We start from the raw sequence: 25,087 nt of genomic DNA, 5'->3' as shown, positions 1-25,087 counted from the left end.
GCTTCAGGACAGATACGGGGAGGCCGTTGGTGACGCAGGAGCCGGTGCGGGAGATTCCGCTCCACGGCGGCAACGTCAGCACGGTCTCGCGCGTCGGCGACACCGTCCGGCGTAACACCGGTCCGTGGACGCCGGCCGTGCACGGCCTGCTCAACCACCTTGAGCGGGTCGGTTTCACCGGGTCGCCGCATGCCCTGGGGATAGACGAGAAGGGCCGGGAGGTCCTCTCCTACCTCGACGGCGAGTGCGGTGAATACCCGTTGGCGCCGCACTGGGTGACCGAGGAAGCGCTGGTCACGGTCGCGACGATGCTGCGGATGTTCCACGACGCGCAATATGGCTTCGTGCCGCCGCCGGGCGCGGTGTGGCGGTCGTTCGGGCCGCCGCCGCCGGACACCGAGGTGATCTGCCACCACGACGCCGCGCCGCACAACGTGGTCTGGCGGCCGGACGGCACGCTTGCCCTGATCGACTTCGACCTGGCCTCGCCGGGGGCGCGCATCTACGACGTGGCCTATGCGGCGTGGACCTGGGTGCCGCTGTTCAGCGACCGGGACTCGTACACGCTGGGCTGGAAGCGGCCCAACCGGCCGCGGCGGCTGCGGCTCTTCGCGGACGCGTACGGGTTGATCCCGCGCGACCGGCACCGCCTGGTGCGGACGATCCGGAAGCGGATCGTGGACCACGTCGAGGGCATCCGGCGGATGGCCGCGGCCGGTGATCCGGCCTTCGTGCGCATTGTGCACAAGGGGCATCTGCGGCGTCCGATGCGCGATTTGCGGCTGCTCGATTACGAGCGTCATACCCTGGAATACGCCCTCCGTTGATCGGCTGTTGACAATCTTTCGGTTAGACGGTTGTCGAAATTCCGAGGCTATTGTCCCAGTTCAGGGTGTTTCGCCGGTGAGGCTGTGAGAGTTTCTTCACACGTACGAAACAACCCGTCACGCGCCGGAAATCGCGCGTAGACCGTGCGTGAAACAGCTGACCGGAAACCTTTGCGCCGAACCGGCCGACTGGCGACGCCGCCGCGTGGGTCGTGTGTGAGGACACCTCAAAATTTCGGGAGGAGGCAGCGTGGAGATCGACACTGGCAATACCGCCTGGTTGCTCCTGTCGTCTGCGCTCGTTTTGCTCATGACCCCGGGTCTGGCGCTGTTCTACGGTGGCCTCAACCGGAACAAGGGCATGTTGAACATGATGATGATGAGCTTCTCGAGTATCGGGCTCATCTCCATCCTCTGGGCCCTTTACGGTTTCACCATCGCGTTCGGTGCCAACGACAACACCAACGTCAACTACTTCTTGGGTAGCTTCACCAAGTACTTCGGCTCGGGCACCAGCTGGGGCACCGAGATGTGGGGTACGACGGGCATCCCGACGTACGTCTTCATGGCGTTCCAGATGATGTTCGCCATCATCACCGTCGCCCTGATCAGCGGCTCGCTGTCCGACCGCCTGAAGTTCGGCGGCTGGCTGCTCTTCGCCTTCGGCTGGTTCACCATCGTCTACGTGCCGGTCGCGCACTGGGTGTGGGGCGGCGGCTGGATCGGTGGCTGGCTCCACGCGCTCGACTTCGCCGGTGGTACCGCGGTGCACATCAACGCCGGTGCGGCTGCACTCGGTGTGATCGTGGTCCTCGGTAAGCGGATCGGCTGGCCGCGGGACAACATGCGCCCGCACAACGTGCCGTTCGTCGCCCTCGGCGCCGGCCTGCTGTGGTTCGGCTGGTTCGGCTTCAACGCCGGCTCCGAGCTGACCGTCGACGGCACCACCGCGTTCGCCTTCGTGAACACTCAGCTCGCCACGGCCGCTGCGCTCCTCGGCTGGGTCATCGTGGAGTGGCTGCGCGACGGCAAGCCGACCCTGGTCGGCGCTTCCTCCGGTGCGGTTGCCGGTCTGGTCGCCATCACCCCGGCCTGTGGCTTCGTCGCCCCGCTGCCGGCCGCCCTCATCGGCATCATCGCCGGTGCCGTCTGTGCTCTGGCCGTCGGCCTGAAGTACAAGCTGGGCTACGACGACTCGCTCGACGTCGTCGGCGTCCACTTCGTCGGTGGATGGATCGGCTCCCTCTCCATCGGCTTCTTCGCCACCACGCAGGTCAACGGTGCGATCACCGACGTGCTCGGCGCGGACAACGGTCTGTTCTACGGCGGTGGCCTCAGCCAGCTGGGCCGCCAGTTCGTCGGCAGCGCCGCGGTCACCGTCTTCTCGTTCGGCGTCGCGGTCATCCTCTCGCTCGTCCTCAAGGCCGTCGGCCTGTTCCGGGTCAGCGAAGAGGCCGAGATCGGCGGCATCGACATCGCCGACCACGGCGAGTCGGCCTACGACTTCACCCCGGCCGGTGGCTCGGGCGGTGGCAGTGCGTTCGCGATGGCCGGTCTCAAGACCGGTGTCGACGCGGACGGCAAGGCTGATGTCAGCCAGAAGGTTGCCGGTTAGATTCCCGTATGACTGCTCCGAAAGAGGGACTGAGCATGAAGCTGGTGACCGCGGTCATCAAGCCGTACCAGCTCGACGCGGTGAAGGAAGCGCTGCACGCGCTGGGCGTGACCGGCTTGACCGTGAGCGAGGTACAGGGCTACGGACGGCAGAAGGGCCACACCGAGGTGTACCGGGGAGCCGAGTACACGGTGGAGTTCCTGCCGAAGATCAAGGTCGAGGTGGTTACCGACGAGATCGACGTGGAGAAGATCGTCGACGCCGTCGTCACCTCGGCACGGACCGGCAAGATCGGTGACGGGAAGGTCTGGGTGACCGCTGTGGAAGAGGTCGTCCGGGTCCGTACCGGCGAGCGCGGCCTCGACGCGCTCTGATCTGACGCCCTGAATGAACAACATGTCCAGTGAGCCGCCGGCCCCGCCCGTGGTGCCGGTCGGCGGCTCGCTCGACAACGAGAAGCTCAAGCTGCACATCGGCGCCGCGGCCCGGATCGATCGGGCTGCGGCGCTCGATGCTTGGCTGACCGCTATCTTCCCCGGGCACCTGCCCGGCGTCAGCCTGCTGGCAGTCGGCGGGCTCGGCCGGCGTGACTGCGCTCCCTACAGCGACCTCGACCTGGTGCTGCTGCACAACGGCACGGCCGGGATCGACCGGATCGCCTCCGCACTCTGGTACCCGATCTGGGACGCCCGGCTCGGCCTCGACCACTCCGTGCGCACCTTGCCGGAGGCGCTGTCGGTCGCGCACGACGACGTCAAGGTCGCCCTCGGCCTGCTCGACGCCCGGCACGTGGCCGGCGACGCGGCCCTCTCCGGTGAGCTCATCGCGGCCGCCGGCGATCAGTGGCGGCGCACCGCCGTCCGGCTCATGCCGCAGCTCAAGGAGATCACCACCACCCGCTGGGCGAGCCACGGCGAGCTGGCCTTCCTGCTCGAGGGCGACCTCAAGGAGGCGGCCGGCGGGCTGCGCGACGTGACCATCCTGCGCGGCATCGGCCGGGCCGGGGTGGCCGACACCATGCGCCCCGCGGTCCGCGCCGCCGGGCTGCGCCTGCTCGATACCCGCGACGCCCTGCACCTGGCCGTCGGCCGCCGGGTGGACCGGCTGGTCGCCCAGGAGCGCGGCGCGGTCGCCGAACTGCTCGACCTCGACGACGGCGACACGCTGCTCCGCCGGGTCGCCGGGGACGCCCGGACCATCGCGCACGCGGTCGACGACGCCTGGCGGGCCGCCGACCGGCTCCGCGCCGGGCGCCGCCGTGGCCACACCCCCGGAACTCCCACCCGCCGGCCGGTCGCCCGGGACGTGGTCGAGCAGGACGGCGAGCTGGTGCTCGCGCGTACTGCCATCGGCCCGATCCCGGACCCGAGCCTGTCGCTGCGGGTGGCCGCCGCTGCCGCCACCGTGCGGCTGCCGATCGCCCGCGCCACCAGCGAGTGGCTCGCGGCCTTCTGCCCGCCGCTGCCGACCCCGTGGCCGCCCGCCGCCCGCGCCGCTCTGGTCTCGCTGCTCGGCTCCGGCCCGGGCCTGCTGCCCGCCTGGGAAACCTGCGACCGGTACGGGCTGATCGACGCCTGGCTGCCCGAGTGGGCCCGGATGCGCAGCCTGCCGCAGCACCACCCGGTACACCGCTTCACTCTCGACCGGCACCTGGTGCAGGCCGCCTACGAGGCCACCGCGTACGCCCGTGAGGTGGACCGCCCCGACCTGCTGCTGATCGGCGCGTTCCTGCACGACGTCGGCAAGGGCCTGCCCGGCGACCACAGCACCGTGGGCGCGCCGATCGCCGCCGACATCGCTACCCGGATCGGCCTGCCGTCGGCCGACGTGGCCACCATCGAGAAGCTGGTCCGGCTGCACCTGCTGCTGCCGGACGTGGCCACCCGCCGCGACCTGAGCGACCCGGTGACCATTTCCACCGTGGCCGAGAAGGTCGGCGACACCGCCACCCTCGACCTGCTGCACGCGCTGGCCCTGGCCGACTCGCACGCCACCGGCCCGGCCGCCTGGTCGGATTGGAAGGGCCGGTTGATGGCCGAGCTGGTCCGCCGGGTGCACACCGCGCTGGACACCGGCGAGCTGCCTGAACCGCCGGCCCCCGACCCGGAGCTACTCGAGGGCGACCTGCCGGCCGTGCACCTGGACGGCGACCGGGTCGCGGTGGCCGCCGCCGACCGGCGTGGCCTGCTCGGGGCGGTCGCCGCCTGCCTGGCCATGCACCGGCTCGACGTGGTCGGCGCGAACGCGTCCACCGTCGACGGCCGGGCCATCGTCGAGTTCTTCACCCAGCCGCGCTACGGCTCGCCGTACGACCCGGTGGCGCTCGCCGCCGACCTGCGCCGGGTCGCGGCCGGGGACGTGTCGGTGACCCAGCGGGTGCGGGCCCGGGCGATGAGCGCCCGCGGCGGCACCGCCCAGCCCCGGGTGGTGTGGCAGCGGGACGCGGCCACCGACGCGGCCGTGCTGGAGCTGCGCGCGGCCGACTCGGCCGGGTTGCTCTATCGGGTGGCGACGGCGCTGGACGAGGCCGGTGCGGTGGTCCGCGCGGCCCGCATCTCCACCCTCGGCGGCGACGTGGTGGACGCGTTCTACCTGGTCGGTTCGTGGACCGAGCAGGCCGAGCGGGACCGGGTGCAGGCGGCGGTGCTCGGCGCGGTCTGAAATCGACCGCGTCACCTGCTCGTCCCGGGCGCGTTGGTCGTGGCATGCGGGAGCCACATCCATCCGGTCTGCTCGATGATCACATTCGCGCGATCGGTCCGCGGCTGCGGCTGGCGCTGACCGCCACCGCCTCCCGCAACCGGACGCCTGACTCCCGGGTGCTGATGGCGCGGGCCGCGCTCGGCGATTCAGGAAACCTCGACGATCTGCTCGCGGCGGCCCGGCGCGGCGATCGCCGCTGGCTGCGCCGCCGCCGGCGGACCGCCGATGTCGGCCTGGTGTCGGCGGTGGCCCAGATCATCGCGCTGCAGGAGCTGCTGCCCGGCGACCGGGAGGACGCGCTCGCGCTGTACGAGCTGATCCGCCGGGCCTACGGGGCGGCCGCGGTGTCCCCGGCCAACCAGGCGCTGCACACCCAGATGGCGCTCGCCCATCAGGGCCCGGAACAGGCGAAACGACTGCTGTCCGGCTATCGGCGGATGAACCCGGTGACCCGCGGCGCGCTGCGGGTCGACCTGCTCAACCCGTTCGTCGCGCAGCGGCCGGTCGAGCCGTGGCTGCGTGACTTTCAGGCCCTGCTGCCCGCGCCCGCCCCGGTGGTCGGCGACGGTGCCGGCGTGCCGTTCGACCGGCTGGCCACGCCGGCCGCCGAGCGGGTCGAGACCCCGCACCGGGTCTCGGTGGTGGTGACCGCGTTCCGTCCCGATCGCGGGCTGCTCACCGCGGTGCGGTCGATCCTCGCCCAGAGCTGGGCCAACGTCGAGATCATCATCGTCGACGACGCGTCCCCGCCGGAGTACGACGAGGTGCTGCGGGCGGCGACCGCGCTCGGCGACCGGATCCGGCTGGTGAAGCTGGCCGTCAACGCCGGCACCTACGCGGCCCGCAACGCCGGGCTGGACGCGGCCGGCGGCGAGTTCGCCGCGTTCCAGGACTCCGACGACTGGTCCCACCCGCGCCGGCTGGAGCTGCAGGTCACGCCGATGCTCGAGGACCGGCGGCTGGTCGCCACCACCTCGGACGGGCTGGCCGTCACCGACCATCTGCTGCTCAACCGGCCGGGGGTGCGCAGCGGCCGGTTCAACCCGTCGTCGCTGCTGATCCGGCGCAACGCGGTGCTGTCCCGGGTCGGCTACTTCGACCGGGTGCGCAAGGCCGCCGACAGCGAGTACATCGGGCGGATCCAGGCCGCGTTCGGGGTGCGCCGGGTGCGGCACCTCGACTCGCTGCCGCTCGCGCTGATCCGGCTGTCGGCCGGGTCGCTGTCCCGCTCGGAGATCAAGCCGCACTGGATGCATCCGGCGCGGACCGCGTACAGCTCCGCCTACCTGCGCTATCACCAGCAGATCCTGGCCGGGGTGGCGGCGGCGGCCCGGCCGGCCGACGGCTCGGACCGGCCGTTCGCGGCGCCCGGGCATCTGCTCGGCGCCGATCCGGAGCAGGTCGCCGAGTACGACGTGCTGATGGTGGCCGACTGGCGGTTCCTGGAGAGTGCGCAGCGGACCGCGCTGGACGAGATCGGTGCGCTGCGGGCGGCCGGGATGCGGGTGGCGCTGCTGCACCTCGAGTCGCCCCGCGGGGTGTATCTCAAGCGGCAGCCGCTCAGCGCGCCGGTGCAGGACCTGATCAATCAGGGGGAGGTCGACCGGGTCGCGCCCGGCGAGCTGGTCGACGCCGCGCTGGTGCTGGTGCGGCAGGCGGCGGTGCTGCAGTTCGCGCCGTCCGGCTGCCGGATCACCGGGCGGCGGGTGGTCGTGGTGGCCGACCGGGCGCCGGTCCGCAGCGACGGCACCGATCATCGCTATGCGCCGGCGACCTGCACCGCGACGGCACGGCGGCTCTTCGGGACAGACCCCGTCTGGGTTCCGCAGGATGCCGGGGTGCGGCTTTCCTTGCGTACGCAAGAAGGTGTGACCCTCGCCGACCGCGACTTCCCCACCGCGCTCGCCGCGCCCGGCTGGGTTTCCGAACGGTCCGGCGCCGCACCGGGCCCGGCGGTCGCCGGCACCGACCTCTGCGATGCCGCCAGTTGGCCGCCGGACATCGCCGCCACCCTCGCGGCCTGTCGCCGGCTTCCGGAGGCGGATGTGCGGATCCGGCTGCCCGACCGGCCCCGCACCGAGCCGGACATCCCGTTGCCGCGGGCCTGGCTCGGTTACTCCGCGGCCGACCTCGACCCCCGGCCCTTCCTCCATCAGCTCGACTTCTACCTGCACTTTCCCTCACCGGAGAGCGCCGAGTGGTACTCCCGGCCGGCCCTCGAGGCAGCGGCGATGGGCTGCGTGGTGGTGATGCCGGAGCGCTACGCGGGCCTCTACGGCGACGCGGCCGTCTACTGCGGCCGGTCCGAGGTGGGGCCGCTGATCGACCGCTACCGGGCCGATCGGGCGTTGTACGCCGAGCAGAGCCGGCGAGCTCGCGAGGTGGTGGCCCGGGCCCACGACCCGGCCCTTTTCGTCGAACGGATCATGGAGTTGCTCCCCGTAACGGCGGCTGCGACGAGGGCGTTACCGATGATGTGAAAGCGAAGCTCAAGAAGCTGGCCAAGGCGCTCTCCGCGCGCCAGATCGCCGGTCTCGGGATCATGGCAGCGGTCGGTGCCGGGGTGGTCGTCGCGTCCGCCGCGGGGCGGGCCGCGCTCGCCACCAGCCTGCTCGCCCTGCTGCTGGTGGCGGTGACGGCCGGGGTGATCCACCTGTCCCGGCGGATCGGCGGGGCCACCCGGACCACCCAGGACGCCGTCCGGGACCTGCGGGTCGTCGTCGAGCAGCTGCAGCGCCGGGTGATCGCCTCGGTGGAGAAGGAACGGCTCGCGGCCGGCGACCGCCACCAGGAACTGACCGAGGCGCTGGCCCGCACCGAACGGCTCACCGGCCGCGGTGCCGAGCTCCTGCTGCGCGAGCAGAACCAGGAGATCGAGGCGCTGTTCCAGCTGTTCCAGCAGGTCAAACCGCGGGCGCCGATGCCGGCCGGCGGCGCGCTCAACCCGACCGACCTGCTCGGCCTGATCACCATCGCGGCGGCCCGGCAGCCCGGCCTGACCGTGGCGCTCGGCGGCGGGCCGGCGACGATCTGGCTCGGCTACGCGCTGGAGGCCACCGGCGGCCGGCTGGTCGCGGTCGACCATGACCGCAAGCGGGCCGAGGTGACCCGGCAGATGCTGCGCGAGCACGGCCTGGCCGAGGTCGAGGTGCGGCACGCCGGACCGGCCGAGCTGACCGTGGAGGGGCGGACAGTCGACTGGTACGACGTCGACGCGCTGGACGGCCTCACCGATATCGACCTGCTCGTGGTGGACGGCACCGCGGCACCCGGCGCCGAGGCGGTGGCGCCCGCCCTGCACGTGCTGGGCCGCCGGCTCGCCGATTCGGGGGCGGTGGTGGTCGACGAGGTGCCCGGGCGGGTCGCGCCGCGGCAGGGCGGCTTCGGGCTGACCGAGCAGCGCCGCTTCGCGGGCCGCTGGACCACGCTGGCGCAGCCGCAGCCGACGGCCGCGGCCACCAAGAAGTAAGCGCGACCCCGCCGCGGGGGACGGCGGGGTCGCGGGCCGCGGGAGGCAGGGGAATCTCCCGCGGCTAGCCGGTCGGGGGACCGGCTGTCTGTGTCTTACGCCCCGAAGAATCGGTTGCCGGGCCGCCCGCTTTACGAGCGCGTCGGTTGCCCTTGGGTTGCCAACAGAGCGGCGCGTTCGGCGTACAGCTCGTGCCCGTGGTGCCGGCGGACGAATTCCGGGCCCCGGGCCGCCTGAACGCGCAGCGCCTGCTGGTTCTCGTGCAGTGCCCGGACCGTCTCCGGCACCTCGGCCGGCTCGCAGTAGACGGCCGCGTCGCCGAAGGTGGCCGCGTACCGGTAGGGGAGCAGCAGCACGCAGCCGGCCGCGAGCGCGGCGAGCAGATCCGGGTCCGGGTCGGCCGGCGCCTCCGGCCGGGGCAGGTGCAGGTAGAAGTCGACCTGGTAGAGGAAGCTGCGCAGGCTGACCTCCTCGCGGCCGTAGACCAGCCAGGCCCGCGGGGTGCCGACTCGGCCGAACGCCCGCCCGGCCGAATCGTCGTCGTCGAGCAGCCGCACGTCCACCCGGCTCGAGTCGGGCAGCTCGTCGCGCAGCCGCCGCCACTCGGCCCGGCCGCCCCGGCAGCGGCGGCCGACCACCGGCCGGTCCGCGCGCGGTCCGCGCCGGTCGAGCCGCCAGTGCCCGGCGTCCACGGTTCCGGGCAGGTCGACCGCGGTGAGCAGGTCGCCGGGTGGGCCGGCGGCGAGCGGGTCCTCGGCGAGCGCGGCGGTGAGCAACCGGCGGCCGTCCGGGCCGGCCGGCGCCCAGAGCGGGCGGCGGCCGAACAGCCGGCGGGCGCCGGCCGCGGCCGACCGGGACACCGCGGCCGACTCGATCACCACGCGCTGCGCCCGGATGCCGCTGGCCAGGTCGGGCGCGTGCTGCAGCACGCGGGCGCAGCGGGCCACCACCAGCCGGGTCCGCACGTCGTCGGTGAGCTCGACCTGGGTGATGTCCCCCGTGTTGATCAGCTCCTGGACGTGCGGGTCGAGGTTGCGTGCCCCGTGGCGCAGGTTGGCCAGCTCGTCCAGGTGCAGCAGGGCGCCGCGCAGGCCGCGCTTGTCCAGCGCGCGCAGCTGCCCGATCCCGGCCGTGCCGGCCCCGCCGTCGGTGGTCCAGTCGCCGGCCAGCAGCACGTCGTAGGCGCGGGCGCCGGTCGTGCCGCGGATCCGGCGGGGGGCCACGAACGCCCGGGGTTCGCGGGGTGCGGCGGTGCCCGCCTTGATCCGCAGGTGCCAGGCCTGGAACGCGGAGAGGTAGGAGCGGCGGGCCGGGTGCATCCAGCCGACCCGGTAGTCGGCGCTGGACAGCGAGCCGGTGCTCAGCCGGATCAGGGCCAGCGGCGGGCCGGCCAGGTGCAGGGTGGCGGCCCGGCCGCCGAAGACGGCGCGGGCCCGCTCGACGTACTCGGCGTCGCCGCCCTTGCGGACGGCGTCGAGGTAGCCGACCCGGTCCAGCGCGAGCTGCCGGCGGAACATCAGCGAGGAGAGGTTGTACGACCGGGTCTGCTCGATGCCGGGCCGGGTCACCACCAGCTGGGGGGTGACCCGCATGCCGGTCGAGGTGGTCGAGAAGATCGCCTCGTCGGCGAGCAGTGGCGCCACCTGCTTCTCCAGCCGCATCGGGTGCGACCAGTCGTCGGAGTCCTGGAACGTGACGAAGTCGCCGGTGGCGGCGTCCAGACCGGCGTTGCGGGCCACGTAGGTGCCGCCGTTGGTGACCATCCGGATCACCCGGACCCGGGGGTCGATCGCGCCGGCCGCCCGCAGCACCGGGTCGGACTCGGGCGGCGAGCCGTCGTCGATCACCAGGATCTCGTGGTTGGTCCAGGTCTGCGCGACCAGCGACCGGACCGCGGTGAGCAGACCCTGGTCGGGTCGCCAGGTGGTGACGATGGTGGTGATCCGGGTGGCGTGGCCGGTGCGCTGGGCCGCGCCGGTGACCAGGCGGTCGATCGGGTCGCCGGGGCCGTCGCCGATCCGTACACCCGGGTGCGGCAGCAGCGCCGAGAAGCCCGCCTCCCACTTCTCGCCGGTGCCGTTGGCATGCGGGTTGGCCAGATCGAGCGTGACCGCGGCCCGGATCGGCTCGGCGACGGCGGGGTACTCGTCGAGCAGCGTGGCGGCCAGCGAGCGGTCGCCGTCGGAGTACGCGACCTGGACGTGCAGCCCTTGATGGTCCGGCGCGATGGTGCCGGCCCGCCGCAGCCGGGCCAGGATGGCGAGCGCGCCGGCCTGGTCGTCCGGGCGCAGATCCTGCAGCGCCATCACCCGGGCCAGCTCGCCGGCCAGCCACGGGTCGGCGGGTGCGCCGGTGACCAGTGCTTCGGCCGAGGGCGCCCCGGCCGCGCGGGCGAGCGGCCCGCGCGCGGCCACCGAACGGGCCTGCAGGGCCGCGACGGCGAGCGGATCCGGTCCGGGTGTCATGGCGTCTCCTCGTTTCTTGACTCGCAGTCCTTAACGAGCCAAGCCGCGAGGTGAATTGTCCGTATCGCCCGCTTAGTTCCTGTCGTTCTAGACACCGTGACCTTGTACGACGTCGCCATCCTGTCGGACCTCCGGTACCCAGGTGGCAATTCGGCGAGCATCGTCGCCGAGGTCCGCGCCCAGGCCGCCGCGGGACTGTCCACGGTGCTCATCCACGTCCCGTCGCCGCACCTGCGGCACGCCCGGCCGTTCCAGTCCCGGATCGTGGCCTGCCTGCGCGACGGCCTCGCCGACCTGGCCCACGACGACGGCACCGAGGTGGCCGCGCGGGTGCTGCTCATCCGCCAGCCGCGGATCTTCACCGAGGAGCCGGCCGTGGTGCCGGCGGTGCGGGCCGGGCATACCTTCGTGGTGCTCAACCAGCCGCCCGGCGACGAGCGGCAGGACCAGCGCTACTACGTCTTCGACGAGGTCCGCGAGCGGATCACCCGGCTGTTCGGCGACGACGTCGTCTGGGCGCCGATCAGCTCGCAGGTGCGCGAGAACGTGCACCGGGTGGCGCCGCGCACCACGCTCCCGGACACCGACTGGCACGAGATCATCGACATCGACGACTGGGCCGTCGCCCGCCGTCCGCCGGGCGACATCCCGGTCATCGGCCGGCACGGCCGGCCGGACGAGGTGAAATGGCCCCGCGAGCCGGGTGAGCTGCTGCAGGCTTACCCGGACTCGGCGGAGGTCAAGGTCCGCATCCTCGGCGGCGGTGACATCGGGGTACGCCGTCTCGGCCGGCAACCGGACAACTGGGACGTCGTCGAGTTCGGCGCCGAGTCGCCCCGGGATTTCCTGGCCGGTCTCGATTTCTTCGTCTACTTCCACGACCCGGACTGGAAAGAAGCGTTCGGCCGGACCATCCTCGAGGCGATGGCCAGCGGGGTGCCGGTCATCGTCGGCCCGCACTTCCGGGCCATCTTCGGCGACGCCGCCCTCTACACCGACCCGGCCGGGGTCCGCGACCTGGTCGCCCGGCTGCACGCCGACCGGCCCGCCTACGAGGCCCAGGTGGAGCGGGCCCGCCGGTACGTCACCGATCAGTTCGGCAGCGCCTCGCACATCGGCCGGCTCGCGTCGCTCGGCGTGATGCCGAAGGCCGATCGCCGGCCGTTCCGCCCGCCGCTGCGCCCGGAGCGGACGAGCCGGCGGGTGCTGCTGGTCGGCGACGACGTGGCCCGCTTCCGGGCGATCGCCCGGCGGCTGCCGTCCGGCCTGGAGGCGGTCGTGGTCGCCGGTTCGGCCGGCCTCGCCGACGCGCACGCGGCCGGCCTGCTCACCGAATACCTGCCCGGCGCGACCGAGCTGGGCGCGCCGCCGGCCCGCTGGGACGGCTTCGTGCGGACCCGGCTCGGGCATCTCGTCGAGCTCTACCGGCCGCGGGCCGTGCTGGTCGGCGGGCTGCCGCACGACGGGATCGTCGAGGCGGCCGCGGAGAACCCCCGGCCGCGCTGGCTCTGGCTGCGCCCGGCGATGTGGCGGCGCGGCACCGGCGGCGAATGGGCCGGCCGCGGCGCGGCCTTCGACGGCATCCTCGAACCGGGGGAGTTCGCGGCGACCGGCGACGAGGGCTGGACCACGACCGCCCGGTCCGGGGTCTCCACCGTGGACCCGATCACCGACCTGCCCGACCGGCTCGCCCGTCGCGAGGGCGACCACACGCTGCTCTGCCGGGGCGTGGAGGCGGCGCTGCCCGGCTTCCGCACGATCGAGGCGGCCGCCGCCGACCTGGGCGAGGTGACGGTGGCGGTGTCCCGGGCCGACTACACCAACTTCCACGAGTTGCTCGGTGCCCGGGTGCCGACCGTCTTCGTGCCCGACCCGGACGCCTGCGACGACGAGCTGGCCCGGGCCCGCTTCGCCGCCGCGGCCGGGGTGGCCCTGTGCGCCACCGACGACGAGTCGGCCGGGACCGAGCTGGCGAAGCTCGCCGACCCGGCGGTCCGGAACGCGCTGATCCGGCGCTGTGCCGAGCTGTCCTTCGGCAACGGCGCCGAGGACGCGGCGACCTGGCTCGCCGGGCAATGCCGGGAGGTGAACCGTGCCGCCAATTCCTGAGCAGAACTGTGACGATCTGTCGCTGGCCCGGTGGGAGGTGGCCACGCTCACCGGCCGGCTGCGCTCGGTCGAGGCCGAGCGGGACGCCGCGGTCCGCGAGCGGGACCGCACCCAGGACCTGGTGGGGGAGTTGCGGCGCAGCCGGTCGTACCGGGTCGGGCGGGTCCTCGTCGGACTGTCCCGCGATCCGATGCGGACCGCCCGCCGCCTGCTGCGCCGCCGCTACACCGCGATCCCGGCCCGCGCCAAGACCGTGCCCGGGCCGGTTCCGGCCCGGGTCTACGTCGCGGTCGGGCTCGACCGGGACGCCTCGCACGGCCTGATCCGGGCGCTGCGGCAACGGATCCTGGTGGACGGCGACCATCTGCCGGTGGTGGTCACCGATCAGCCCGCGCTGCGCGGCCTGCAGGTGCCCGGCGTGATCCTGGAATACCTGCCCGACCCGGTCACCTGGTCGCAGCACGAGAGCGGCGAGTGGGAGGGGCTGCTGGCCGGTCGGGTGGCCCAGCTGTGCCGTGACCATCGGGCGGCCCGGGCGGTGGTGGTGGATCCGCGCGACCCGCCTACCCTGGCCAAACTGCTCGAACCATCGCGTTACTGACACGATCGCGGACTCGTTTGCACTTCGTGACCGCGTCAGTGCTGGAAGCCGAGGCCCCGAGGGTCGCGATGCGCCTCGTCGTCGAGGGACCGCCGGTCGGTGCCCTCTGGCGGCGGGCGTTGCTGCGGGCGGCCGTCGCGCCGCTGGTCGTGCTGGCGCCGTTGGTGGCGATGGCACCGACCGCCGACCACCGATTCAACATCTACTGGCACGGCGGCCTGTTCCGCGACGACCCGCTGCGGATCGTCCCGCACACGCTCGACTCGCTGCCCAGCTACCTGCGGATGGGCAACTTCCGGCCGCTCGGGCGGATGCTGGAGAAGCTGCTCGACCTGTTCGCGTACGTGCTCGGCGACGTCCTGGGCATCCCGGCCAACATCGGGTTCCGGCTGGTGTCGTTCGCGGCCGCGGCCCTGCTCGGCGTGGTGGCGATGCTGCTGGCCGAGAGCGTCGTGGCGCGCGGCCGGATGTTCCGGCGGCCACCGTCCACGCTGGCCGCCGTGGTGCCGTTCGCGGTGGCCGGCGGGCTGGTCGCGGCCGGCCGGGCCAGCCCGGTCGTGCTCTTCGCCGGCCTCTACCTCACCTCGGCCGCCCTGGTCCTGGCCGTCCCGGCGATGCTGTGCCGGATCCACCCGCAACGCCCGATCCGGCTGTGGTGGATCCTGCCGCTGATCGTCGCCGGTGCCGCCCTCGCCTCGTTCAACGAGGTCGCCTACCTCGCGCTGCCGCTGGCCACCGTGGCCGTGCTCGCCCGCGGCCGGTGGGTGCTGGCGCTGACCGGCCGTAGGTTCTGGTTCGCCGCGCCGATGCGGGTGCTCGGGCTGCTCTGGCTCGGCTTCCTGCCGGTCTTCCTGGCCGTCCGGATGGTCATCAACCACTACTGCTCGATCCAGGCCTGCTACAGCGGCTCGGACGTGTCGGCCGGCCCCGAGGTGTTCGCCGCCCTGCCGAGCCGGGCGCTCGGCTGGTTCCCGCCGCTGATGTGGCAGTCCGCCACGGCCGGCGGCAGCCACCAGCCCTGGTTCTCCGGGGTGGTGCTCGTCGTCGCCGCGGTCACGCTCCTCGTCCTGGCCGTGCTCGCGCTGCGCGACCTGGGCCGGCTGTCCGCCGTGGACCGGCCGGCCGGCGCGGTGCTGCTGGCGGTCGCGGCCGTCGCCGTACTGCTCGGCGCGACCATGGGCGCGCTGAACTCCGAGATCCAGCGGGCGGCCGCGGCCGGCAACTGGGGATTCGGCTGGCGCGACTCGGCGGTCACCATGCCGGCCGGCGCGCTGCTGCTGGCCGCGCTCGGGCACCTGATCCGGCCCGGCCGCCGGGCACTCATCGCCGGCCTGGTGCTGCTGTTCGCGGCGATGGCCACCGTCTCGGCCACCGCCAACAAACGGTTCCGGGACGAGGTGATGGACACCCCGGCCGCCCGGCTCGACGACCGGCTCGCCCAGGCGATGGCCGACTTCGACCCGACGCCGGCGGGCCAGGACCGGCGCTGCGCGCTGCGCGCCGAGTTCTTCACGCTCTTCGCCGACGTGCCGTTCTCGCAGTACCGCTTCGACCAGTCGTTCGACGTCGCGGCCCAGCAGGAGGCCGGCGTGCCGTTCTGCCCGCACGGCCCGACGTCCGCGACAAAACCCGCTTCGGGAGGAAACTGATGAGCCGGCTTCGGAAGATCACTCGCCGTCAGGCCGTCCTGCTCGCCGCCGCGGCCCTTCTCGGCGCGGCGATCGGCGGCAGTGCGCTCACCGGCCACATCGGGGTGGCGCTGGCCGTCCTCGCCGTGGTCATGGTCGCGCTCACCGCCGGGCTGATCCTGGTGCTGCACCGGCTGGCCACGCTCGGCCGGGAGGCCCGTCGCTCGCAGCGCGAGCAGCGTGCCGTGCTCGACCAGACCCAGCGCCGGCTGCTCGGGGCGGTCGAGCAGATGCTGCTCCTGGCCGGCGACCGGCACCGGGAGCTGACCGAGTTGCTCGCCAACTCCCAGAAGCTGACCGCGAACGGCACCGACCGGCTGCTGCGGGCACAGACCGGCGAGGTGGAGGCGCTGATCCAGATGTTCCAGGGCTTCTCGCCGCGGGCGCCGATGCCGACCTCGGGCGGGTTCGCGCTCAACCCCACCGACCTGCTCGCCCTGCTGCACATCATCCACACCCGGCGGCCCAAACTGGTGCTGGAGCTGGGCAGCGGCACGTCGACGGTCTGGATCGCGTACGCCCTGGAGAAGGCGGGTGGCAAGCTCATCTCGCTCGACCACGACGCCGCGTACGCCGAGAAGACCCGGATCGCGCTGGCCGCGCACGGCCTCACCGCGGTGGCCGAGGTCCGCGACGCCCCGCTGTGCCCGGTCGTCCTCGACGGCCGCACCTTCCCCTGGTACGACACCGAGGCGGTGGCCGACCTGAACGAGGTGGACCTGCTGCTGATCGACGGGCCGCCGGAGAAGACCGGCAAGGACGCCCGCTACCCGGCCATGCGGGTGCTCGAGGACCGGCTGGCCGACACGGCCACGGTGGTCTTCGACGACGCGCACCGGCAGGACGAGGCGGAGGCGCTGCGACGCTGGGTGGAAATGATCGAGGGCCTCACCCAGGAAGGTGAGGCCCTCGGACGGCATGCCGTGTTGTCGTACCGCCGGGTGGTTCGTCAGTTCACGCCGAGCAACTAAAAAAGAAGAGGCTCAGTAACCGAAGTCCTGGGTGTAGTACGGGGTGCCGTTGGCGGCGTAGACCGCGCCGACGCCGACCCGGGTCGACGCGCAGTTGAGGATGTTGGTGCGGTGACCCGGGCTGGCCATCCAGCCCTTCACGACCTCGGCGGCGCTGCGGTAGCCGTACGCGATGTTCTCGGCCGACGGCTTCGAGTAGCCCGCGGTCTTGATGCGGTAGTCGAACGTCGAGGCGCCGCGGCCGGTGTGGCTGAAGGTGCCGGTCTGGGCCATGTAGGCGCTGTGCGCGCGGGCCGCGGTCAGCAGGTGGGCGTCGACCGTGAGCGCCTTGCAGCCGTGCGCCGCGCGCTCCTGGTTGATCAGGGTGTTGATGCCGTTCTGGAGGTTCACCACGCTGGTCGCGGCGGCCTCGGCCGGTGCGGCGGCGAGCAGGACCATGCCGAGCAGGGTGGCGGGGATCATCGCGATCAGGGCCAGACGCTTGGTGATGGTACGCATCGAGTCGAACTGCCTTTCGCCGTGTGGGCCCGGCTGCTACCGCCGGGTTCACCGACATAGTTCGGCGCTGCTGGAGCCCCGATGAAGGCCCGGGGGTTGCCTTGCCGGGGCACGTGGGTTGCGGCCCGGTTGACTGCCACGGTTCGGTTGCCGTCACGGTGCGTACCGGTAATTCGTTGGTGGTAAGGGACCTTGCCGTTCCGACCGAGGGAGATCAGCACAGTGCCCGGGACCACCTTTGACGTGGCGATCCTTTCGGACTTCCGATATCCGGGGGGAACCTCGGCCAGCATCGCCGCCGAGGTGCACGCGCAGGCCGAGGCCGCGCTCTCCACCGTTCTCGTGCACGTGCCGTCACCCCACCAGCCGCGCGTGCTGCCGTTCAGCCCACGGATCAGTGAGCTGCTCCGCGACGGCGTGGCCACGCTGGCCCGCGACGACGAGCCGGTCTCCTGCAAGCTGCTGCTGGTGCGCCAGCCGCGGATCTTCACCGAGGACCTGGCCACGCTGCCGCGGATCACCGCCGAGCGCACCGTCATGGTGATCAACCAGGCGCCCGGCGACGTCGGCAACCCGTTCCGCTACTACGACTTCGCGGCCGTCCGGGATCGGGTGCACCGCTACTTCGGCGACACCGTGGAGTGGGCGCCGATCAGCTCCCAGGTCCGTGACCAGGTGCGTCAGGTCGTCCCGGACGCCCGGCTCGCGCCGGACGACTGGCACGAGATCATCGACGTCGCGCACTGGTGGCGGGACCGGGACGGCTTCGTCGGCGACGTTCCGGTGATCGGCCGGCACGGCCGCGGCGACCCGGTGAAGTGGCCGATCGACCCGGCGGAGATCCGGCAGGCCTACCCGGTGACCGGCGACGTGCGGGTGCGGGTGCTGGGCGGCGGCGAGATCGCGGTGGAGCGGCTCGGCGAGAAACCGGACAACTGGGACGTCGTACGCTTCGGGGCCGAGGAGCCCGAGGAGTTCCTGCGGACCATCGACTTCTTCGTCTACTTCCACGACCCCGACCTGGTCGAGGCGTTCGGCCGGACCATCCTCGAGGCGATGGCCAGCGGCGTCCCGGTGATCATCGGCGAGCACTTCCGGCCGACGTTCGCCGACGCCGCGCTCTACGGCACCCCGGCCGACGTGCCGCGCCTGGTCGCCGAGCTGTATGCCGATCCGGCCCGCTACCGGGCGGTGGTGAGCCGGGCCCGGGAGTTCGCCGAGCGCCGCTACGGCCACCAGTCGCACCTGGCCCGGCTGGCCGACTTCGGCATCCGCTCGCGGATCTCACCGGCCGCACCCGCGGTGCCGGGGAGCCTCAAGCAGCGGCGGGTCCTCATGGTCAGCGACAACGGCGCCGGCATGGGCCACATCTCCCGGCTGATGGCCATCGGCCGGCGACTGCCGGGCGACATGTCGGCGGTGATCGCCACCCAGTCGTACGGTGCCTCGGTCGCCCACCAGGAGGGCTTCCTCACCGAGTACATCCCGTCCCGGAAGGTGCTCGACGCCGGCCTGGCCCGCTGGACCGCGGTGCTGCGGGCCCGCCTGGCCCACCTGATCGAGCTGCACGAGCCGTCCGTGGTGGCGGTCGACTGCCTGCCGCACCCCGGCATCGTCGAGGCGGTCCGGGACCACCCGGAGATCGTCTGGGTCTGGGTGCGCAGGGCGATGTGGCAGCGCGGGGTCGGCGCCGACTGGATCACCGAGGGCAAGGTCTTCGACCACGTGCTGGAGCCGGGCGAGTTCGCCGCGATCGCCGACGAGGGCCCGACCGTCGCCGACCGGGCGAGCGCGTTCCAGGTCGCCCCGATCACCTTCCTCGACGAGAGCGAACTGCTCGATCGGGAGGCGGCGAAGAGGGAACTGGACCTGGACGACCGGCCGGCCGTGCTGCTGCAGCTCGGCGCCGGGAACATCAACGACATCGCGTCGCCGATCGCGCGGATCTGCACGCACCTGTCCGGCCACGGTTTCCAGCTGGTGCTGGCCGAGTCGACGATCGCCACCCGGCCGATGCCGCGGGTGCCCGGGGCCAAGGTCGTCAAGATCTACCCGGTGAGCCGCTACCTGCGGGCGTTCGACCTCACGATCAGCGCGGCCGGCTACAACTCGTTCCACGAGCAGATCGGCTTCGCGATCCCCACGGTGTTCCTGCCGAACACCGCGACCCGCCTCGACGACCAGCGCGGCCGGGCCCGGTTCGCCGCGGCCACCGGGGTCGCGCTGACCGTCGAGGACCCGGCCTCGGCCGAGCTGGAAGAGGCGCTGGACCAGGCAGTGCGGCCGGAGGTGCGGGCCGGGCTGGCCCACCGGTGCCGCGAGCTGGGCTTCGGCAACGGTGGTGCCGCGGCGGCCGGATGGCTGAGCGGGTTGCCCGCGAACACGTGGAGGATGGCGTGACGGAACGCGTGAAGATCCCGGCCCGCCGGGTCGTGCTGGAGGCGCCGGAGCGGGCCCGCTGGGAGCTGGCCGCGATGGCCGGCCGGCTGCGCTCGCTCGAGGTGAAGCTGGCCGAGGAACAGGCGAACGCGGAGGAGATGCGGCGCGAGCGCGACCGCGAACGCCGCCGCCTGGAGCGGCTGCAGCACAGCGAGTCCTACCGGCTGGGGTACGGGCTGGTGTCGCTGGTCAAGGACCCGGTGCACACGGTACCGCGGATCGCCCGTGCGGTGCTGCGCCGGTTGCGCGGCCGGCATGCCGCCGGCGTTGCGGGCGTACGCAAGGTGCCGGTCGCCGCCCAGCGTCCGCCCGCCCACCTCTACGTGGCGATCGGGCTGGACACCGTGGCCGTCCGCGAGTTCGTGCTGACCCTTCAGCAGCGGCTGCTGGTCAACCCGGACCACCGGCCGATCGTGGTGACCGACTGCCCGTCCTTCGCGCTGCTGCGCGACCTGGGCGTGCTGCTCGAATACCTGCCGGACCGGGCGACCTGGGAGAAGCACCGCCCGGACCGGCCCTGGGACGACCTGCTGTCGCAGCGGCTGACCCGGCTGTACCGCGACCACGACACGGCTCGGACGATCATGGTGGACCGGGCCCAGCTGCCGACCCTGGCTGACCTGCTCCGCTGACTAACCGGGCAGCCTGGCCGCCAGCAGCGGGGCCAGGGCGGCCGAGTAGGTGGTCGTCATGTGGTTGGAGTCGCGGTAGACCAGCAGGTTGCCGACCACGGCCGGGCACACGTCGGTGCAGAACCAGGTGATCGGGTTGATCACGGTGGTGCGCGGCCTCCCGGCGTACGCAAGGAAGACCTCGCGTTGCTCCGGACCGCGCAGCGCCGAACGCAGGCTGCGGGTGCAGTTGCCCGCGTGGCCGGCGTTGGCCGGATCGGCCAGACATTCCGGAACCGGACCGCCCATGTACGGGGTGTCGGCGATCGCCGCCACCCGGGCGCCGGTCGCCTCCAGCGCGCCGAACGTGCGGTCCCAGGCCGCCCGCCACTGCCCGCCGAGATCCGTGGCCGGTTGGGCCGGCGCGTAGTTGAAGCTGGACCCGATCACCACCAGCGACGGGTGCTCCCGGGTGATCCGGGCGAGCGCCGAGGCATGAAAGGCCAGACATTCGGTGTACGCCCGTTTCAGCGTGTCGTGCCGGACGGCGAGATCGGCGGCCGTGCACGAGCTCTTGGTCAGGTCGACGAGCCGCCAGTGCCGTTCGGTGGCGATCTTCTCCATCGCCGGGAACCACTGCGCCGCGTGCGAGTCGCCGTAGAGCACGACCGTCTCCCGGCCGTTCGGGTCGCCGAAGACGCAGCCGGTGGGCGCGACGGTGACCGGGGTGTCGGCGTGACAGCCGATGTCCCACACCCGGGGCCGGTCGCGGGCCGCCTTCTTGAGCTTCGGGGTGAGGTTGACCGGCAGCGGGCCCATCGCGCGGCTCGCCTCGATCGTGCGGGCCAGCTCGGCCGCCGGGTCCTTCGCGGTGGCCAGGGTCTTGCTGAGGTCGGCGCGGCGCCCGGCCGACTCCACCCCGTGCGGCAGCAGCACCAGCAGCACCGCGGCCGCCGCCACCGTGCCGGAGAACGCCGCCCCGAGGCCGAGACTGAGCCAGACCGGGCGCCGCCGACGTCGCAGCGGGTTCTCCACGAGGTGGTAGGTGACCCAGGCCAGGCCGAGCGCACCCACCGCGAGCAGCGCTTTCTGCCACACGGCATGGGCCGGGACGATCAGCAGGACCGGCCAGTGCCACAGGTACCAGCCGTAGGAGAGACGGCCGACCGCCTGCAACGGCGCGATGCCGAGCGGCCGGCCCGGGCCCGCCCCGGCCGACGCGATCAGCGCGACGGCGCCGGCCACCGGGAGAAGAGCACGCCAGCCCGGGTACGCCGTTGCGTCGTCGTAGAGCACCGCCGCGGCGACGATCGCGGCCAGCCCCGCCCAGCCGAGCACCGCGCTCTTGCGGATCCGGCCGGCCGCCAGGGCCAGCAGCGCGCCCGCGCCCAGCTCCCAGGCCCGGGTGTGCGGCCCGAAGTAGGCCCACGGCGCCGAGCGGACCGTCTCGGTCACGCTCAGCGCGAACGACGCCACGACCAGGACGGCGAGGACGGCGGCGAGCGGGCGGCGACGCTTCCAGAGGTACGCGCTGGCCAGGATCAGCAGCGGCCAGACCAGGTAGAACTGCTCCTCGACGGCGAGCGACCAGAAGTGCTGGAACGGCGACGGCGACTGGTCGGCGCGCAGGTAGTCGGTGCCGGCCTCGGCGAACCGCAGATTGGCGACGTACCCGGTGGCGGCCAGCGCGTCCTTGGCGAACTCGCCGAGCCGGGTCAGCGGCAGCAGCAGCCGGGCCGCGACCAGCGTCGCGACCAGCACCACCGCGGCGGCCGGCAACAACCGCATCGCCCGCCGGGCGTAGAACCGCGGCACCGAGATCCGGCCGGTGCTCTCCGCCTCGCGCAGCAGCAGCGAGGTGATCAGGAAGCCGGAGATGACGAAGAAGACGTCCACCCCGACATAGCCGCCGGCCAGCCCCGGGATGCCCGCGTGCGCGGCCACCACCAGCAGCACCGCGACGGCCCGCAGGCCCTCGATGTCGGGGCGGAACCTGTCCCCCGGCAGGACCGAGACCGGCAGCGAGTCGCGCTGGCCGGGCAGCGGGCGGGGCCGGCCATCCAGAGTTGCGGGCAGGGCTACGTTGCGCACCTGATCCCAACGCGTACGACCGTGGCCAGGACGCGTTTGTCGCAACTTCGGGTAGTTCGCGGTCGTTGCTCATTCGTGACCGCCGAGATCGTCAACGTCCCGCCACCACGGGTGGAGGCCGACCCGTCGGCGCTGTCCACACCCCCTCCACCGGCGGTCGAACGGCCCTGGCGGGCGCTGCTGCTGCGGTGCGTCCTGGTGCCGCTGATCGTGCTCGCGCCGCTGGTCACGCTCACCCCGTCGGCCGACCACCGATTCAACGTGTACGCCAACGGCGGCCTCTACGCCGGTAACCCGTGGCTGCTGGTCCGCAACGCGTTCAGCACCGTGCCGACCTTCCTCGACCTGGGCAACTTCCGGCCGCTGGGCCGGATCGTCGAATGGTCCCTGGACGTGGTCGTCTTCGCGCTCACCGCGCTGTTCGGCCTGCCCGCCAACATCGGGCTGCGGCTGGTGTCGTTCGTCTCGGCGATCCTGCTGACCGTCGCGGCCGTGGTCTTCGCCGCGGCGGTGACCTCCCGGCGCGAGCGGCTGTTCAGCGCGCCGCCGCCGGTGCCGGTGGCGCTGCTGCCGTTCGCCGTCGGCACCGGCCTGGTCGCGGCCGGCTGGTCCAGCACGACCGTCCTGTTCGGCGCGCTCTACCTGGCCACCAGCGCCCTGGTGCTGGCCGTCGCCGCCTGGGCCTGCCGCAGCCGGCGGCCGGGCGTGCTGGTGGTGCTGGCCGGGGCCGGCATCGCCGCGTTCAACGAACTGGCCCTGCTCGCCGTCCCGCTGGCCACCGCGGCCGTGCTGATCCGTGGCCGGGTCGTGCTCGGGCGCTCACCGTTCCGCGGCCCGTCGGCCCGGTTCCTGGTGCTGCTGTGGGCCGGCTTCCTGCCGGTGATCCTGCCGGTCCGGGCGATCATCTACCTGCGCTGCGCGGACGGCGGCTGCTACAGCGGCTCCGACCTGGCGCCGGTCGGGGCGCCCGCGGCCCTGCCCGGCCGGATGCTGGCCTGGCTGCCGCCACTGATGTGGCCGCAGGCCGCGCACGGCTTCCCGCGGGTGACCGCCGCGATCCCGCTGCTCGCCCTGGTCGCGCTGGCCGTGCTCGCCTGGCGGGCCGTCCGCGGCCTGCGCCGCCTGCCCACGCTGGACCAGGGTCAGACGTACGGTCTCGCCGCCGTCGCCCTGGTGCTCCTGATCCTGGGCGCCTCGATCGCCGCGCTCAACGCCGAGGTCCAGCGGTTCCACCTCGGCCTGGGCTGGCGGGACAGCGGGCTCACCACGGTGGCCGGAAGCATCCTGCTGCTCGTCTTCGTGCGCCGCCACCTGATGGTGGCGCTGGCCGTGCTGGTGCTCGCCGGCACCGTCTCCACCGCGGCCAACAAGGACTTCCGGGACCGGGCCGACCGCGGCCAGTGGCCCTTCCTGCACGACCGGATCGCGCAGGAGGTCGCCGACTTCGACCCGACGCCGGCCGGCGACGCCCGCCGCTGCGCCCTGCGCGCCGCGTTCCGGCAGACGTCCGCCCACAACAGCCGTAGTCAGACCGTCAACCAGCGAGAAGTGAGGCGCTTCGACGTGAGTCTCAACCGGGCCACGGTCCAGCTGGCCGGCCGCCGCTTCTGCAGCACGGCACCGCGATGAGCGCGCTCGTGTCGGTGGTCGCACCGATCTTCAACGAGGGGCCGGGCGTCGACCGGTTCGTGCGCCGGCTGTCCGACGTGCTCGGCGACGCCGGCCTGCGCTACGAGCTGGTCCTGGTCGACGACGGCTCGTCCGACGACTCCTGGGACCGGATCGTCCAGCACGCCCTCGCCGACGAGCGGGTGCGCGGCGTCCAGCTGTCCCGCAACTTCGGCAAGGAGCCGGCCGTCCTGGCCGGACTCGAGCACGCGGCCGGCGACGCGGTCGTGGTCATCGACTCCGACCTGCAGCATCCGCCGTCGGCCATCCCGGCCATGGTGCAGCGCTGGCGGGACGGCGCGCACGTGGTCGAGGCGGTCAAGCGCAACCGCACCGGCCAGGGCCTGATCGGGCGGCTCGGCGGCAAGCTGTTCAACCGGGCGTTCACCGGCCTCACCAAGGTCGACCTGGTCAACGCGACCGACTACCGGCTGCTCAGCCGCTCCGCGCTGGACGCGCTGCTGAAGATGCCCGAGCACTCGTCGTTCTTCCGCGGCACCAGCAGCTGGATCGGCTTCCGGCGCAGCATCATCGAGGTGGACATCGACCACCGCGAGGGTGGCGCGTCCCGCTGGACGTTCCGCTCGCTGTTCCGGCTGGCCGTCAACGGGCTCACCTCGTTCACCTCGGCGCCACTGCACCTGGTCACCCTGGTCGGCCTCGCGTTCGCCGCGTTCTCGGTGCTGCTCGGCGCGCAGACGCTGGTCCGCTGGCTGCGCGGCGGTTCGGTGGCCGGCTTCCCGACGGTCATCCTGCTGCTGCTGGTGATGGGGACGTTCATCCTGCTCGGGCTGGGCGTGATCGGGGAGTACCTGGCCCGGATCCACGAGGAGGTCCGCGGCCGGCCGCGCTACCTGGTGCAGGAGAAGTCGGCGCAGTCGGCCACGACGCCCGTTCCCGAGCAGCTGGTGCGGGTCGAGCATGCCGAGCGCTGATCTCGGCCGGTTGTTCCGGTACGCGCTCAGTGGCGGGGCCAGCGCGGCCACCCACTTCGGGGTGGGGCTGCTGCTCAACTCGGCGGGGGTCCGGCCCGTCGTGGCGTCGACGGCCGGGTTCGTGGCGAGCATCCTGGTCTCGTACGGCCTGCAACATGCCTGGGTCTTCCGGTCGGAGGCCGGCCATGCCGTGGCCGGCAGCAAATTCCTCACCGTGACCCTCGCGGCTTTCACGCTCAACACGGTGGTGCTCTGGCTCGGCACCGAGGTGCTGCACGCGCCGTTCGTGGCGGTCCAGGCGGTGACGCTGGTCGCCATCCCGGTCCTGAACTACACCCTCAACTCGCGCTGGACGTTCCGGACAACCTAACAGGGGGCCCGGACCGGGCCCCCTCGT

18 protein-coding genes are annotated in these 25,087 nt (G+C 73.0%); 15 read left to right on the top strand and 3 right to left on the bottom strand.

Translation table 11 applies throughout. The features are described from left to right. The first annotated feature begins 26 nt into the window (after positions 1-26). From Adu01nite_RS01460 to Adu01nite_RS01435, 6 genes are all read left to right on the top strand, one after another. Positions 27-827 (top strand): phosphotransferase, encoded by an 801-nt coding sequence (locus tag Adu01nite_RS01460; protein ID WP_239132048.1) that lies wholly within the window; start codon positions 27-29, stop codon positions 825-827. A 250-nt stretch (positions 828-1,077) separates the two neighbouring features. Then, complete coding sequence (locus tag Adu01nite_RS01455; protein WP_275414610.1) at positions 1,078-2,442, top strand: ammonium transporter; 1,365 nt, start codon at positions 1,078-1,080, stop codon at positions 2,440-2,442. A gap of 35 nt (positions 2,443-2,477) precedes the next feature. Continuing rightward, entirely contained in the window at positions 2,478-2,816 is a 339-nt protein-coding gene (locus tag Adu01nite_RS01450) for a P-II family nitrogen regulator (RefSeq protein ID WP_203724369.1), read from the top strand. Between the two features lie 13 nt (positions 2,817-2,829). After that, the gene (locus tag Adu01nite_RS01445; protein ID WP_203724368.1) at positions 2,830-5,103 is read left to right on the top strand and encodes a [protein-PII] uridylyltransferase; all 2,274 of its coding nucleotides are present in this window, start codon (positions 2,830-2,832) and stop codon (positions 5,101-5,103) included. Positions 5,104-5,147: 44 nt separating this feature from the next. Then, positions 5,148-7,625: a glycosyltransferase gene (locus Adu01nite_RS01440; RefSeq protein ID WP_203724367.1), complete on the top strand. Its 2,478-nt coding sequence runs from the start codon at positions 5,148-5,150 to the stop codon at positions 7,623-7,625. Beyond that, on the top strand, positions 7,622-8,614 hold the full coding sequence (locus Adu01nite_RS01435; RefSeq protein ID WP_203724366.1) for a class I SAM-dependent methyltransferase: 993 nt from the start codon (positions 7,622-7,624) through the stop codon (positions 8,612-8,614). The genes Adu01nite_RS01440 and Adu01nite_RS01435 overlap by 4 nt, the downstream gene beginning before the upstream one ends. 131 nt (positions 8,615-8,745) lie before the next feature. Here Adu01nite_RS01435 and Adu01nite_RS01430 read toward each other — a convergent pair whose 3' ends face one another. Then, complete coding sequence (locus Adu01nite_RS01430; protein ID WP_203724365.1) at positions 8,746-11,079, bottom strand: glycosyltransferase family A protein; 2,334 nt, start codon at positions 11,077-11,079, stop codon at positions 8,746-8,748. A gap of 96 nt (positions 11,080-11,175) precedes the next feature. Here Adu01nite_RS01430 and Adu01nite_RS01425 point away from each other — a divergent pair, with 96 nt between their 5' ends. Genes Adu01nite_RS01425 through Adu01nite_RS01410 form a run of 4 tightly spaced genes read left to right on the top strand, consistent with a single transcriptional unit; the run spans position 11,176 to position 16,448 of the window. Continuing rightward, entirely contained in the window at positions 11,176-13,188 is a 2,013-nt protein-coding gene (locus Adu01nite_RS01425) for a glycosyltransferase (protein WP_203724364.1), read from the top strand. Then, positions 13,172-13,789, top strand: coding sequence for a hypothetical protein (locus tag Adu01nite_RS01420; RefSeq protein WP_239132047.1), 618 nt, complete (start codon positions 13,172-13,174; stop codon positions 13,787-13,789). The genes Adu01nite_RS01425 and Adu01nite_RS01420 overlap by 17 nt, the downstream gene beginning before the upstream one ends. 26 nt (positions 13,790-13,815) lie before the next feature. Beyond that, positions 13,816-15,438, top strand: coding sequence for a hypothetical protein (locus Adu01nite_RS01415; RefSeq protein ID WP_203724363.1), 1,623 nt, complete (start codon positions 13,816-13,818; stop codon positions 15,436-15,438). Beyond that, entirely contained in the window at positions 15,438-16,448 is a 1,011-nt protein-coding gene (locus tag Adu01nite_RS01410) for an O-methyltransferase (RefSeq protein WP_203724362.1), read from the top strand. The genes Adu01nite_RS01415 and Adu01nite_RS01410 overlap by 1 nt, the downstream gene beginning before the upstream one ends. 12 nt (positions 16,449-16,460) lie before the next feature. Here the strand turns inward: Adu01nite_RS01410 and Adu01nite_RS01405 are convergent, their stop codons facing one another. Beyond that, positions 16,461-16,946, bottom strand: coding sequence for a CAP domain-containing protein (locus tag Adu01nite_RS01405; RefSeq protein WP_203724361.1), 486 nt, complete (start codon positions 16,944-16,946; stop codon positions 16,461-16,463). Between the two features lie 243 nt (positions 16,947-17,189). Here Adu01nite_RS01405 and Adu01nite_RS01400 point away from each other — a divergent pair, with 243 nt between their 5' ends. Continuing rightward, complete coding sequence (locus Adu01nite_RS01400; RefSeq protein ID WP_239132046.1) at positions 17,190-19,346, top strand: glycosyltransferase; 2,157 nt, start codon at positions 17,190-17,192, stop codon at positions 19,344-19,346. After that, a complete protein-coding gene (locus Adu01nite_RS01395; RefSeq protein WP_239132045.1) occupies positions 19,343-20,017 on the top strand; it encodes a hypothetical protein in 675 nt (224 codons plus the stop codon). Before Adu01nite_RS01400 ends, Adu01nite_RS01395 begins: the two co-directional genes overlap by 4 nt. On the opposite strand, the gene Adu01nite_RS01390 is transcribed toward Adu01nite_RS01395, so the two are convergent. Beyond that, a complete protein-coding gene (locus Adu01nite_RS01390) occupies positions 20,018-22,087 on the bottom strand; it encodes an acyltransferase family protein (RefSeq protein ID WP_203724358.1) in 2,070 nt (689 codons plus the stop codon). It abuts the gene before it with no gap. A 75-nt stretch (positions 22,088-22,162) separates the two neighbouring features. On the opposite strand from Adu01nite_RS01390, the gene Adu01nite_RS01385 reads away from it, so the two are divergent. Genes Adu01nite_RS01385 through Adu01nite_RS01375 form a run of 3 tightly spaced genes read left to right on the top strand, consistent with a single transcriptional unit; the run spans position 22,163 to position 25,060 of the window. Next, on the top strand, positions 22,163-23,716 hold the full coding sequence (locus Adu01nite_RS01385; RefSeq protein WP_203724357.1) for a hypothetical protein: 1,554 nt from the start codon (positions 22,163-22,165) through the stop codon (positions 23,714-23,716). Further along, positions 23,713-24,690, top strand: coding sequence for a glycosyltransferase family 2 protein (locus Adu01nite_RS01380; protein WP_203724356.1), 978 nt, complete (start codon positions 23,713-23,715; stop codon positions 24,688-24,690). Before Adu01nite_RS01385 ends, Adu01nite_RS01380 begins: the two co-directional genes overlap by 4 nt. Beyond that, positions 24,677-25,060 carry a GtrA family protein gene (locus tag Adu01nite_RS01375; protein WP_203724355.1) on the top strand — a complete coding sequence of 128 codons (384 nt, stop codon included), beginning with the start codon at positions 24,677-24,679 and terminating at the stop codon, positions 25,058-25,060. Before Adu01nite_RS01380 ends, Adu01nite_RS01375 begins: the two co-directional genes overlap by 14 nt. Positions 25,061-25,087: the final 27 nt, after the last annotated feature.

It is taken from the genome of Paractinoplanes durhamensis (genome assembly GCF_016862175.1).
Classification (GTDB): domain Bacteria; phylum Actinomycetota; class Actinomycetes; order Mycobacteriales; family Micromonosporaceae; genus Actinoplanes; species Actinoplanes durhamensis.
This window is presented reverse-complemented; position numbering and strand designations above follow the sequence as displayed.